Genomic DNA, 12735 nt, shown 5'->3' with positions numbered 1-12735 from the left:
CTTATAATAAAGAAGTTGGCTATTTGAGCATTTAACTGAGAGAAGAAGGTCTTGAGATGAAACAATATTTAGAAGATGAGGCAGTTCAACGGCACCGGTGGTGGATTCTAGGAGCTATCGGGTTATTTACAATTATGGCAACTTTGGACGGTAGTATTGTAAACATTGCGCTGCCGGTTATCAGTCAAGATTTAAAGATTCCGATGAATCAGGCTGAGTGGGTGGTATCACTGTATTTGATCGTAATCTGTTCTTTATTGTTATTTTTTGGTAAATTAGGAGATATAATTGGCAAAATAAAAATTTTTAGAATTGGAACGTTCTTTTTTGTAATAGGTTCTTTATTAGCAGGTTTTAAAGGTAATTTTAGTTTATTATTAGTAGCTCGTGGTATTCAAGCTTTTGGCGCCTCTATGACAATGGCAACCAACAACGGCATCATTACGGAAATATTTCCATTTTCAGAAAGAGGTAAAGCTTTAGGTTTGATAGGATCCTTTGTTGCCTTAGGATCAATCGCTGGTCCGGGTGTTGGAGGGCTGATTTTAGCTCATTTTACCTGGGGTTATATCTTCTGGATTAATGTTCCGATTGGAATTTTGACAATTATTCTAGGAGCATTTATTCTCCCAGCTGATTTTAATAAAAGAAAAACCATACTAGATTATCAGGGGGCGTTTTATCTAGCAATTTTTATGGTCAGTTTGTTTACAGCAGTCTTTTTGGGTCAAGAAATTGGATTTATGGCTCCACTAATTATTGTTTTATTTGTTGTTGCTATTGTTAGTTTGGTGTTCTTCGTCAGAACAGAATTAACTCAAACTGAACCTTTGATTTCTTTTACAATTTTTAAGAATCAGCAATTTTCGCGCAGTTTGTTAACTGGTTTCTTAATTTTTGTTACAAATTTCTTTTTTAATGTTATTTCACCATTTTATTTAGAAAATGCACGTGGTCTATCACCGAGAATTGCTGGGTATATATTGATGATTTTTCCTTTAGTCCAAGTCATTATTGCGCCTTTTTCAGGTGCCGTTTCAGATCGGATTGGTACTAAAAAAATAACTATTTTAGGGCTCTTTTTAATTTTGGCTAGTCAGGTAGGTTACTTATTAACTAATCTTCAAACACCACTGTGGATATTTACTGCTAATGTTGGTTTAGTTGGGTTGGGAAACGGAATTTTTCAAGCGCCAAATAATACAACAGTTATGAGTTCAGTGGCAATAAAAGATTTGGGTATTGCTGGTGGTATTAATGCTTTAGCTCGAAATCTCGGAATGGTAGTAGGGATTTCCGGAGCAACAACAATTTTGTTTGGTGCAATGAGCATTCATACTGGACAACAAATTACGATTTTCCCGACTAAACATCTTGAAACTTTTATTTTTGGGATGCATGCCGTTTTCTTATTTGCTCTAATAATTTGTTTCATTGGTTTAGTCGTTGCGTGCCGACGACAAAGTATAACATCTGACTAAAAATACTATGATTAAAATAAATTTATAATCAATATGATATTATAGATAAGGAAAATCGAGGAATTTGAAATTTATTTTGTAGTCAAAAGGGAGTTAGCAGAAGTGAAAGTTTTAAGTATTGTTGTTCCTTGCTATAATTCAGCGGCTTATTTAGAGCGTTGTGTCAATTCATTACTGCTAGGAGAAGAAAAAGTTGAAGTCATTTTAATTGATGATGGTTCAACCGATCAAACCGGAGAAAAAGTTGATTACTATATGCAACGCTTCCCTGAAAGAGTCAAAGTGATTCATCAAACTAACGGCGGTCACGGAGCAGCTATTAATGCGGGCTTAAAAGTAGCCACTGGTCAATATTTTAAGGTGGTTGATAGCGATGACTGGTTAGATGCTGTTTCGTATCAAAAAGTTGTTGACTTTTTGAGCCTTGTTAGTTCAAAGCCGACTCAACTTGATTTGCTAGTTTGTAATTTTGTATATGATAAACAAGGGTCCAATCATAAAAAAGTAATGAGCTATTTAAATTGTTTACCACAAAATCAATTTTTTGGTTGGGAAAAGGCAAAATTTCCGCTGGGAAAATATTTACTGATGCATTCGATTATTTATCGGACTAATCTTTTACGTGAACAGGTTCGATTGCAACTGCCAAAACATACTTTTTATGAAGACAATTTATATGCATTTGAACCATTACCATTCGTGAAAAAAATTTATTATTTGGACACTGATTTATACCACTATTTTATCGGACGTTCGGATCAGTCTGTTAATGAAACTGTTATGTTGCAAAGAATTGATCAACAGCTTAAGGTAAATCGCATGATGATTGATTTTTATGTTAAGCAGGTTAATTTAAGCAGTCCGGTTGCAGACTACTTAGAAAAATATTTAGAGATTATCACAACTATTTCTTCAATTTTGTTAATTAAAGATGGTTCTTTGACCAGTCTGCAGCAAAAAGATGAATTGTGGGAATACATTGCAACTAGTGATCTTAAGCTCTATCACCAATTACGTCGGGGATTATTTGGGATAGGTCTTCATTTGCCTGGAAGAATTGGTCGAAAAACAGCTATTGGAGCATATCATTTAGCTCAGCATATGTATGGTTTTAACTGAGAAAACATAAAAAAGGCAGGTTAATTTTTAAAATTATGAAGTGAACCCCCGAGATTGGACAACAATCTCGGGGGTTCACTTTATTAATCTACGTTTTTTTATGGATTATCGCAGCTATTAACGATTCAAAAACTTTTTTGTTATTTTTTATTGGAACTCAAATAAGTGGGGTAAAACGGGTTCTAGGCCTCTGATTATTATAGTGTAAAAATAGGCGTCTCTAAGGTTTCGATATATTTAGCTTCTACTGGAGTTACAAACATTTTTTGTCCTTTTTTGGCAACAAAAATTTCTAACGAAATCAGTTTTTGCATTGTATCACGAACGGTTTCAGCCGATAATGTTTCCTTGGCTCCGTCCAAACGAAAGTGAGTTTTGTTTTTGCCGGTTTCATCTGTAAAAACTAAATCAAGTTGTTTCATAAATTTCCTCCTAAATTTTTTGTGTGATAAAATTATTCATTAATAGCCGATACGACAGTTAAGTTAATGTCAGTTGTCGTTTTTCCAGTTAATTCAGCTATGATTTTACCAAAATTATTAATTTTTTCTTCGGTTACATTGCTATTGATATTATTAAAAGTACGTTTCTGTTCTTTTCCTGCATTGTCGGTTGTAATTGTGGTTAAGTTTGATTTCAACCATGTTTTACTCATAATAAAAACCCCTTTCAAGTTATGCAAGTTTTCTGCGCAGTCAACTTACATGTAATATACGAACAAACTACTTTAGCTGTAAAAGGATTGGCGAAAGCAGTTCTTAGATTTATAATAAAGAAAATTTATTAAATGAGGTGAGGTAGCTTGCTGAAAAATTTAGGTATGGGAACTTGGCATCTTGGTGAGGGCTCTAAAGAAAAGTACCAACAAGAAGTGGCTACATTGCGTTATGGGTTGAATCAAGGAATAACCTTGATTGATACTGCAGAGATGTATGGTCAAGGAGCTGCAGAAAGTCTAGTAGGTGAAGCAATTCAACCTTTTGTTCGAACTAACTTAACAATTGTTTCGAAATTTTATCCATGGCATGCAAACGCTCAAAAATTAAGAACCAGCTTAGCTGCCTCTTTAAAACGCCTGCAGACAGATTACTTAGATCTTTATTTGCTTCATTGGCGGCAGGACACTAATTTAGCCGAAATAGTAAAAAATTTAGAGAATCTAAAACAAGAAGGATTAATTCACCAATGGGGTGTTTCAAATTTCGATGTAGCTGACATTAAAGAATTATTGAATATTCCCGATGGTAATCAATGCTTCGCTAACGAGGATCTATATAATCTTGGTAGTCGTGGAGTAGAGACGAGTTTACTTGAGTTACAAAGACAACAAAAAATTAGATTTATTGCGTATTCTCCTTTTGGATCTGAAAATTCGCGGTACTTGGAAATTAAACCACAATTAAGACAAATGGCCAGAAAAAAGGGAATCACAGTCCACAGTCTTTTATTAGCTTGGGTTTTGCAACAAGGTGTCTACTGTATACCTAAAGCTTCTTCAATTAAGCATTTAGCTGAAAACTTAACGGCTTTAGATGTAAGTTTTTCTGATGACGAGTTAAGTCAGCTAAACATGCTGTATCCACGCCCGATTAACAAGGTTTCCTTAGATATGATTTGAAAGGGGCAATACAAATGAAATTTGAATTAGCAACAACAAAAGATTTGCCGCGAATTGTTGAGATTTATAATCAAGCAGTTTTAACCCGAAAATCAACTGCAGATTTAGTTCCATTGACGATTGAGCAGCGAAAGACTTGGTTTGCAGGGCATCAAAACAATATGCAGCGACCGCTTTGGGTAATTAAAAAGACTGATTTGATAATTGGTTGGCTAAGTTTAAGTGATTTTTATGGTCGACCAGCTTATCAACGAACAGCTGAAGTCAGCCTCTATTTAGATCAAACCTATCAGGGACAAGGAATTGGCAAGCAGGCATTGAGATTTCTTGCTGATCAATTAAGTTTTTGTCAAGTTGAGATTGTACTAGCTTTTGTTTTCAGCCATAATCAGGCAAGTCAACGACTTTTTCAAGAGTTTGGCTACAAAAAGTGGGGACATTTTCCAGAAATAGCTTCATTGGATCAACAATTGCGAGATCTAGATATTTTAGGAAAGAATTACCATTTGTCAGTTTAAAGTAGCTAAAAATATAATTAGTCTAATTACTAAACGCTGGTCCAAGAATCAAAGCTTAATAAAATCAAGAAGCAGGTAGATTACTTTAAAATAAGCTACCTGCTTCTTGATTTTGTTTTTATGTTTACTTATGTTGTTTAGTTTTAAGGTTAACTAAGGAATAAAAAGATTGTCGCCAAAAGTGCGGGAATCCCTTGAACGAGAAAAATCTTGACGTTATGTGCACTTAACCATCCCCAAACAGCGGCAACTACAATAAAAATGGTAAATAACAAGGCACCACTAGTTGTAATTATCGTTGGAAAGAAAAAACGAATAAGTAGTAAACCAATTCCGAGGAATCCATTATAGATTCCTTGATTGCTCATTGAAATTCTCGCCTCAGGCATGCGAGTATAGTCTAAACTTAAATCAAATGCTTTAGCATGTAATTCAGGACTGCCAAAAACCTCAATCAGCATAATTGCTAATGCTTCAACTGCAACTAATATTACTAAGATATTACAAATGATATTCAAAACTTATTTCTCCTTTTTTTGATAGTTATTTATATTATACAAATTATGTTGCCTTAGTTTAAACAATTCAAGGTGATAGTTTTTCATCAAACACTAAGCTAGAAGATTTAAACTAATCTTTGATGTAAAAATATCTTTTGCTTTCAAAGTAATTTTTAATAAAAGGGACCATAAAATAAATTTAAAGCTGATTTAACTTTCAGATGCAAAAATAAAGCGGTTGATTTAACGGTGTATGTTACATTTTATGACAACACCAAAGTGAAACTATTTGACTAGATTAAAATTAGATTATAGAATGTTAAACATAGTCGATGAAAGGTGATGGTTTTTCATGAGTGGACTTTTTCGAAGAAAAAATGTTGATGACTTGTTAGCAGACGCAACTCCACTAACAAGAACACTCAAAACAATGGATTTAACGTTTTTGGGAATTGGGGCAATTATTGGAACTGGAATTTTTGTTTTAACTGGTAAAGGTGCTTTAACTGCAGGTCCAGCTCTATCAGTTTCGTTTTTAATCGCGGCAATTTGTTGTGGTTTTACTGGACTATGTTATGCCGAATTTGCTTCGATGGCTCCGGTAGCTGGCTCAGCTTACACTTATTCTTACTTAGCCTTTGGTGAAATAATTGCTTTTGTTATTGGCTGGGATTTGATTTTGGAATATGCTTTAGGAGCGGCAACTGTATCAGTTGGTTGGTCAGGTTACTTTTTAAATTTATTATCGGAAATGGGGATCCATATTCCAACGGTCCTAACGGCGGCGGCAGGAACGACGCCGGGGGTTACAACTTACTTTAATTTACCGGCCTTTATAATTGTTTTGGTAATTACTTGGATTATTTCAATTGGGATTAATCAAACTAAACGAGTTAATGATACAATGGTAATCATCAAGTTAGCAGTTATTATTTTATTCATTGTCTGCACAGTTTGGTTTATTAAACCACATAATTGGACTCCATTTTCACCATATGGAATTTATAGTTTTCATAATGGTACGGCAGCCGGAGTAATTCCAGCAGCTTCAATTGTTTTCTTTTCATTCATCGGTTTTGACTCAGTCGCATCGAGTGCTGAAGAAACAATTAATCCAAGCAAGACGCTGCCTCGAGGAATTTTATTATCACTTTTAATTTCGACTGTTTTGTATATTATTATGACCTTGATTATGACAGGTGTTGTTAAGTATACAGTCTTTACTAAGTATTTAAATGCTCCAATTTTAGCAGTTTTGCACCAAACCGGCCAAAGCTGGTTAGCCTTGATTGTCAGCATTGGCGCTATTTTAGGAATGACGACTGTTATTTTAGTTCAATTATATGGTCAGTCAAGAATTTGTTACTCAATGTCACGTGATGGATTATTCCCAAAGTTTTTTGGTGAAGTTAGTCCTAAATATAAAACACCATTTAAGGGAACTTGGTTTTTTGGTATTTTAACAGCGATTGCTGGTGGGTTCATTAACTTGAATATTTTGTCAGAGCTGGTTAATATCGGCACGCTAACGGCCTTCATTCTTGTATCAGCGGGGATTTTATGGATGCGCAAAAACCATCCAGAAATCCATCGCGGCTTTCGAGCACCAGGTGTTCCAGTTACTCCAATTATTGCGATTATTTTCTGCATTACTTTGATTATTGGTCTTAACTGGGAAACATGGGTAAGATTTCTAGTTTGGTTCGCTTTAGGAATGATTTTATATTTTGCTTATGGCAAGAAACATTCCTTATTGAATCATTAGAATCTAATTTATTTAAGAACAAACTAAAAAACTTCAGACATTTGTGTCTGGAGTTTTTTTAGGTAAACACGAAAGTTATCTTTATTTAAATGAAAAATGTTCTTTTTTTATTTAAAATGGACTAGAATAGATTTAAAAGAATAGTTTTTAGGAGGTCATCATGGGGAAGCAACCTGAAACATTCAGCATTCCATTAGCCAAACGTCGAACAACTTCATGGGATATGTTTGCTACTTGGGTCGGAGCTAACGCAAATAATGGAACTTGGTACATTGGAGGGGTAATGGCTGCTTGTGGATTTTTAACAGCCACCAAGATTTTAGTTTTGTCATCAGCAATTGCATATGTTTGTTTAGCTTTAGTTGGTTATATCGGCTTTAAAACTGGTGTCTCAACGATGGGCGTTGCTCGCGCTTCATTCGGACTACGAGGAAGCTTTTTGCCATCGATTATAAACTTTACTCAATTTATTGGTTGGACAGCTGTCAATACCTTTATTGCTGCTACTTCTGTCAGTTATTTACTGCATGATTTACTAGGCTGGCCGCTTTGGGGACAAGATGGTGGTTTAAAAGGGATGCTTTGTGGAATTGTAGTTATGAGTGTGCTACATATTATTAGTATTGCTAGTGGTTCACGTTCAGTTCAGTTAATTGAACGTTTAGGAATTATATTAGTTTTTGTTTTTGTAATTTGGGAATCAATCATTGTTTTTCAACAGGTTTCATTCGAACAAATTATTCATTGGCAAGTTCCTACTAAGTTAAAGTTATCGAGTGGTAATGCTTTTGATACGGTTGCTGCTTTTAATTTAGCTTGGGTGACTGCAGCAGCTGATTTTTCACGTTTTGCTCGCAAAAAATCGGCCGCAACGACAACTTCTTTTGCAGGTGCATTGGTCGGAGTTCTTTGGTTCGCAATGATTGGTTTGATTTCAACAATCAGTATTGCAGTTTCATCTGGCAATTATGACCCGAACAACTCTGATCCAAGTTCGATTGCGAGTCGCCTGGGATTAGGTGTGCTAGCATTATTAGTAATCATCTTGACCAGTATGACAGCTAATGCTGTAAATCTGATGGCAGCTGGTTCCGCTTTAGCAAATATTTTTGCAAAATTGAAATTAAAATACGCTTTGTGGATTGTAGCAGGTTTAGCAACGTTGGTTACATTTATTCCGATGATTTTGGGCAGCTTTTTAGCGGCATTTACAGCTTTTCTAGATTATATTGGGATGGTTTTAGGGCCAATTATTAGTATTATTATTGTGGATTACTTTTTCTGTGCCAAACAAAATTATCGTGTTACTGATTTGACAATTCCGATGGGAAAATATTGGTATACTAAAGGTGTTAACTGGGTAGCGGTGTTAATCTGGATTATCGGCGCGGGAGTTTTTTTCCTGTTACAACAAGTTTCTTTTTTACAATCAACAATTGGAGCAACTTATCCTGATATGTTATTGAGTGGATTTCTTTATTGGTTGATCATGAACTTTTTAAGCAAAAGAGGTAATTAAAATGTTAATTAAACACGTTCACATTAATAATCAAACAGATTTAAAAGATGTTCGGATCGAGGATGGTAAATTTAGCGAGATTGCACCAGATATCAGCGCTCGAGATCAGGAGCAAGTACTTGATGGTCAAAATAAAGTTCTTTTACCACCTTTTATTGATTCACATATCCATTTAGATGCGACCTTAACAGCTGGGCAACCAGAATGGAACGAAACTGGGACTTTATTTGATGGTATTCGAATTTGGTCAAAACGGAAACAATCGTTAACAATTAAGGATGTTAAGCAACGAGCCCGAAAGACATTGTTGCATCAGGTTGGTTTAGGGATTCAATTTGTACGAAGCCACGTTGACACCACAGATCCTCACTTAACTGCTCTGCAGGCATTATTGGAACTAAAAGCTGAGCTAAAGGATCAAATTGAATTACAATTGGTTGCCTTTCCACAAGAAGGAGTTTTATCATTTCCGCACGGGAAAGAACTGCTCGATCAAGCTATTAAAGAAGGAGCTGACGTTGTTGGTGGAATTCCACATTATGAATTTAACCAATTTTATGGGGCTGATTCGTTAAAATATTTGGTTTCTTTAGCTGAAAAATATGGTGTTTTAGTTGACGTTCATTGTGATGAAATTGATGATCCTAACAGTCGTAATTTAGAGGTTCTTGCAACCTTGGCTTATGAAACTGGTTTGAAACAGCGGGTAACGGCAAGTCATACGACTGCGATGGGCTCTTACAATGATGCATATACCTATAAACTATTTCGCTTATTAAAAATGGCCGGGTTAAACTTTGTGGCTAATCCTTTAGTTAATATTCATTTGGGAGGCCGTTTTGATACTTATCCCAAGCGACGAGGATTGACTCGAATTAAGGAACTAGGTCAAGCGGGAATTAATGTATCATTTGGGGAAGATGATGTTCAGGATCCATGGAATCCTTTGGGAAATGGTAATATGCTTGATCCACTGCAAATGGGAGTTTATGCTGGACAGTTAATGGGTTACCAGCAATTGCAACATTCTTTCAATTATGTAACTTACAATGCAGCAAAAACATTACAAATCCAAGATCATTATGGAATTGAAGTCGGAAAACCGGGAAATTGCATTTTATTGAATGGAACTGACTTTTACCAAGTGCTCAATCAACATGCTGAAGTTCTCTATAACATTCGTGAAGGCAGAGTTTTAGCGAAAACTACTCCAGCAAAAACAGAGATATATTGGAAATGAAACAAGATAATTGTTTTTAGGGTGTCCAAAGTGTCACAATGAAAGTAGTTTAAAATAAATTTGAGGTGGTTGATTTGAAAACAATGATGAAAGCAATTGGTGCTAAAACTCAGCAATCCGGTAGTAATCGGTCCAACTTAGTTGATTTTGAAATCAAAAAACCGCAAGCAAAAGGTCATGATTTACTAGTCAAAATAGCCGCGGTATCAGTTAATCCAATCGATATTGCAGTTCGTAAGCAGCTCAAAGCAGATTTGCCTCAACCAAAAATTTTAGGATGGGATGCTTGGGGAATTGTCGAAGAGATTGGCTCAGCTGTTGAATTATTCCAGCCGGGGGATTGAGTATTTTATGCCGGAGACTATCGTCGATCAGGTTCGAATGCTGACTACCAATTAGTTGATGAACGTTTAGTAGCTCATGCGCCTGAAAAATTGTCAATTGCTCAAGCTGTGGCAATGCCATTAACTAGTTTAACGGCTTGGGAAGCACTTTTTGAAAAAATGGGCTTGTCACCAGAAAAAAAATATTCCAATCAAACCATTCTAATCATTAACGGGGCAGGAGGAGTTGGTTCAATTGCCATTCAATTGGCAAAAATGGTCGGATTACAAGTGATTGCAACGGCTTCTCGTTCTGAAACTAAAAATTGGGCCCAAAAAATGGGAGCGGACATAATTCTTAATCATCGTCGATCATTGCCAGAACAATTGTTCAATAATGGTCAGAAAAGTGTTGATTTTATTTTAGGTTTAAGTGATATTGATGGTCACTGGGGAGAAATTGCCGAAATGATCAAACCAGAAGGGCGGATTGTTTCAATTACTGGTAATCAGCACCCCTTGGATTTAGGACTGTTAAAATCTAAGAGTGTTACTTTTGCTTGGGAGTGGATGTATACTAAATCGTTTTATCAGTTGCCAACCATGATTACCCAACATCAAATTTTAGAAAAAGTTTCGCAACTTTTAGATCAAGGAATATTGCATTCGACTTTAAAACAAACTTTACATTCATTGAATGCTGATGTTTTGGAACAAGCCCATCAAATGATTGCCAGTAATCGTTCAATTGGGAAAATTGTAATCTGCAAATAATTTTGAATCTATTTTTGTTTAATGCAAGGAATGATGTCTAATGAAAATTTTACTTGATTCTGTCAATGAATGGAATCTAAAAACGGTGATGGAAATTGAAAGAAGTAGTTTTTCATTGTCAGAAGCAGCGAGCATATCAGCCATGAAACAAAGACAACACCAGATTCCTGAAACTTTTTTAGGAGCTTTTGTTAATTTTAAATTAGTAGGTTTTATTGTAGGGCCAGCTATTTCAAGGAGATATTTAACAGATGATTTGTTTAGTAGTGTGACTAAAAATTTTTCAGCCAATCAAGCACCATATCAGGCGGTCTTAAGCCTGGCGGTTGCCCCAGCCTACCGAAAAAAAGGAATTGCCAGTCAACTTTTGCAAGCGCTAATTGCTCAAGCCCAAGATGCTGGGCGACAAGGGGTAACGTTAACTTGTTTGCCAACTCTAATTACTTTCTATCAAAAAAATGGTTTTCAGGATGAAGGAATCGCTGAATCAAAACATGCTGATGAGACTTGGCACAATTTGTTTTTGCAGTTATAAATAATTTAAAATTCATAAAAAGGAGTGATCAAATGAAAGCTTTATTATTAGTAAAACCAAAACCCGAGGAACTTCAACGTCTAGATCAACAATTTCCTAGTGTTAGTTTTTCAACAGACACAAAAATTGCTGGAGAAGCAGAAATTGTTTTAGGTTGGGATAAAACCTTAGCCCAACAATTTCTTAAAGGACACCATCTTAAATGGGTGCAAGCTAAATCGGCTGGAATTGATTATTTTCCGTTAGAAAAATTTAGAGAAAGAAAAATTCTCTTAACGAATGCTTCGGGACTCCATAGTCGTTATATTGCTGAAACAGTCACTGGTTATATTCTAATGGAGAATCGTGGTTTTCGCGAAAGTTTTAAAAGGCCACAAACCTGGCTGACGCCAGAAGTTTTAGAAGCACGGGAACAAGCAGCTTTAATTCTAGGAACTGGTAAAATCGGTCGAGAAATTGCACGATATTGTCGCTTTTTAGGGATGCAAGTCATTGGTGTTAATCGCCACGGAATGGATTCACATTTAGTTGATGTTTTTGATGATGTTATCTCAATTAAAAACTTTCAGACAGCGGGGTACCAGACAAAGATTAATTATTTGATTTCAACTCTGCCGGGAACTCCAGAAACTAAACACTTTTTAAATGCCAAAGTTTTCCGCAAAATTGCTCCAGGCTATACTTTTATTAATGTTGGACGTGGTAATACATTAGTTGAAGATGACCTGTTAGAATTAGTAGATGAGTCTTGGATCCGCAGTGCTTATCTAGATGTTTTTGAGCATGAACCGCTAGAAACTGTTTCGCGTTTATGGCATCACGACAAAATAGTTATTACTCCACACATTGCTGGACAAATACCACATTTTCGTGCAGCATTATACCCCTTGTTTGCAACTAACTTGGATAATTATTTAACTGGCAAGCCGATGCACAATTTAGTTGATTTACAGGCTGGCTACTAGAAAGTGGAGGAAAAGTATATTATGCTTGATCGACAATTGCAAGAAAAAATTATTCAAGCTGCGTTACTTGAACCTAAAAGTGTCCAACAACAATTTTTAAAGTTAATGGAAGAAAGCGGAGAAGCGGCTCAAGCATATTTGGCTAGTATTAATGCTTCAGGAAATGGTTACAAGCACCTTGATATTAATGCTACTAAAGAAGAATTAGTAGATTCTTTATTGGTTATCTTAGCAATTTTAGTTAAGCTTGACTGTCAACCGCTTGAATTACACAAATTACTTGAACAAAAGACTGAAAAATGGTTGAATCATCAGGTAAAAGACGAATAAAAAATGATAATAACTACTTAAACAATGACTTTTAGTGAGAAATGATTG

Annotated in this window: 13 protein-coding genes and 1 pseudogene; 11 read left to right on the top strand and 3 right to left on the bottom strand. The window is 35.5% G+C overall.

Annotated elements, in window-relative coordinates:
• Positions 1 to 56: 56 nt before the first annotated feature.
• Both G6O73_RS04460 and G6O73_RS04455 read left to right on the top strand, forming a co-directional pair.
• Complete coding sequence (locus tag G6O73_RS04460; protein ID WP_057886102.1) at positions 57 to 1481, top strand: MFS transporter; 1425 nt, start codon at positions 57 to 59, stop codon at positions 1479 to 1481.
• Between the two features lie 102 nt (positions 1482 to 1583).
• A complete protein-coding gene (locus G6O73_RS04455; protein ID WP_057886101.1) occupies positions 1584 to 2600 on the top strand; it encodes a glycosyltransferase family 2 protein in 1017 nt (338 codons plus the stop codon).
• 197 nt (positions 2601 to 2797) lie between these two features.
• Here the strand turns inward: G6O73_RS04455 and G6O73_RS04450 are convergent, their stop codons facing one another.
• Positions 2798 to 3022, bottom strand: coding sequence for a DUF2922 domain-containing protein (locus tag G6O73_RS04450; protein WP_057886100.1), 225 nt, complete (start codon positions 3020 to 3022; stop codon positions 2798 to 2800).
• 32 nt (positions 3023 to 3054) lie between these two features.
• On the bottom strand, positions 3055 to 3255 hold the full coding sequence (locus tag G6O73_RS04445) for a DUF1659 domain-containing protein (RefSeq protein WP_057886099.1): 201 nt from the start codon (positions 3253 to 3255) through the stop codon (positions 3055 to 3057).
• Positions 3256 to 3420: 165 nt separating this feature from the next.
• Between G6O73_RS04445 and G6O73_RS04440 the strand changes: the two genes are divergently transcribed.
• Both G6O73_RS04440 and G6O73_RS04435 read left to right on the top strand, forming a co-directional pair.
• The gene (locus tag G6O73_RS04440; RefSeq protein WP_057886232.1) at positions 3421 to 4218 is read left to right on the top strand and encodes an aldo/keto reductase; all 798 of its coding nucleotides are present in this window, start codon (positions 3421 to 3423) and stop codon (positions 4216 to 4218) included.
• 14 nt (positions 4219 to 4232) lie between these two features.
• Complete coding sequence (locus G6O73_RS04435) at positions 4233 to 4736, top strand: GNAT family N-acetyltransferase (protein WP_057886098.1); 504 nt, start codon at positions 4233 to 4235, stop codon at positions 4734 to 4736.
• 149 nt (positions 4737 to 4885) lie between these two features.
• Here G6O73_RS04435 and G6O73_RS04430 read toward each other — a convergent pair whose 3' ends face one another.
• Positions 4886 to 5254 carry a DUF1304 domain-containing protein gene (locus tag G6O73_RS04430; protein ID WP_057886097.1) on the bottom strand — a complete coding sequence of 123 codons (369 nt, stop codon included), beginning with the start codon at positions 5252 to 5254 and terminating at the stop codon, positions 4886 to 4888.
• Between the two features lie 334 nt (positions 5255 to 5588).
• On the opposite strand from G6O73_RS04430, the gene G6O73_RS04425 reads away from it, so the two are divergent.
• The 7 genes and pseudogenes from G6O73_RS04425 (at position 5589) to G6O73_RS04395 (ending at position 12687) form a co-directional block, all read left to right on the top strand.
• Positions 5589 to 7001 carry an amino acid permease gene (locus G6O73_RS04425; protein ID WP_057886096.1) on the top strand — a complete coding sequence of 471 codons (1413 nt, stop codon included), beginning with the start codon at positions 5589 to 5591 and terminating at the stop codon, positions 6999 to 7001.
• A 160-nt stretch (positions 7002 to 7161) separates the two neighbouring features.
• Entirely contained in the window at positions 7162 to 8520 is a 1359-nt protein-coding gene (locus G6O73_RS04420; protein ID WP_057886095.1) for a cytosine permease, read from the top strand.
• 1 nt (position 8521) lies between these two features.
• Positions 8522 to 9760, top strand: coding sequence for a cytosine deaminase (gene codA, locus G6O73_RS04415; RefSeq protein WP_057886094.1), 1239 nt, complete (start codon positions 8522 to 8524; stop codon positions 9758 to 9760).
• A gap of 86 nt (positions 9761 to 9846) precedes the next feature.
• A pseudogene (locus tag G6O73_RS04410) lies at positions 9847 to 10857 on the top strand (zinc-binding alcohol dehydrogenase family protein).
• A 40-nt stretch (positions 10858 to 10897) separates the two neighbouring features.
• Entirely contained in the window at positions 10898 to 11392 is a 495-nt protein-coding gene (locus G6O73_RS04405) for a GNAT family N-acetyltransferase (RefSeq protein ID WP_057886093.1), read from the top strand.
• A 32-nt stretch (positions 11393 to 11424) separates the two neighbouring features.
• Entirely contained in the window at positions 11425 to 12357 is a 933-nt protein-coding gene (locus G6O73_RS04400) for an NAD(P)-dependent oxidoreductase (protein WP_057886092.1), read from the top strand.
• A gap of 21 nt (positions 12358 to 12378) precedes the next feature.
• A complete protein-coding gene (locus G6O73_RS04395; protein WP_148126673.1) occupies positions 12379 to 12687 on the top strand; it encodes a nucleoside triphosphate pyrophosphohydrolase family protein in 309 nt (102 codons plus the stop codon).
• Positions 12688 to 12735: the final 48 nt, after the last annotated feature.

This window comes from Liquorilactobacillus nagelii DSM 13675, assembly GCF_019444005.1.
GTDB classification, from domain to species: Bacteria; Bacillota; Bacilli; order Lactobacillales; family Lactobacillaceae; genus Liquorilactobacillus; species Liquorilactobacillus nagelii.
Note: the sequence above shows the minus strand (reverse complement) of the source record. Positions and strands in the feature narration are given on the sequence as shown.

Excerpts from the sequence above, each read along its gene's own strand:
- codA (WP_057886094.1), top strand. The coding sequence starts at position 8,522 with ATGTTAATTAAACACGTTCACATTAATAATCAAACAGATTTAAAAGAT.
- G6O73_RS04400 (WP_057886092.1), top strand. The coding sequence starts at position 11,425 with ATGAAAGCTTTATTATTAGTAAAACCAAAACCCGAGGAACTTCAACGT.
- G6O73_RS04440 (WP_057886232.1), top strand. The coding sequence starts at position 3,421 with ATGGGAACTTGGCATCTTGGTGAGGGCTCTAAAGAAAAGTACCAACAA.
- G6O73_RS04425 (WP_057886096.1), top strand. The coding sequence starts at position 5,589 with ATGAGTGGACTTTTTCGAAGAAAAAATGTTGATGACTTGTTAGCAGAC.
- G6O73_RS04435 (WP_057886098.1), top strand. The coding sequence starts at position 4,233 with ATGAAATTTGAATTAGCAACAACAAAAGATTTGCCGCGAATTGTTGAG.
- G6O73_RS04420 (WP_057886095.1), top strand. The coding sequence starts at position 7,162 with ATGGGGAAGCAACCTGAAACATTCAGCATTCCATTAGCCAAACGTCGA.
- G6O73_RS04445 (WP_057886099.1), bottom strand. The coding sequence starts at position 3,255 with ATGAGTAAAACATGGTTGAAATCAAACTTAACCACAATTACAACCGAC.
- G6O73_RS04450 (WP_057886100.1), bottom strand. The coding sequence starts at position 3,022 with ATGAAACAACTTGATTTAGTTTTTACAGATGAAACCGGCAAAAACAAA.
- G6O73_RS04460 (WP_057886102.1), top strand. The coding sequence starts at position 57 with ATGAAACAATATTTAGAAGATGAGGCAGTTCAACGGCACCGGTGGTGG.
- G6O73_RS04395 (WP_148126673.1), top strand. The coding sequence starts at position 12,379 with ATGCTTGATCGACAATTGCAAGAAAAAATTATTCAAGCTGCGTTACTT.
- G6O73_RS04405 (WP_057886093.1), top strand. The coding sequence starts at position 10,898 with ATGAAAATTTTACTTGATTCTGTCAATGAATGGAATCTAAAAACGGTG.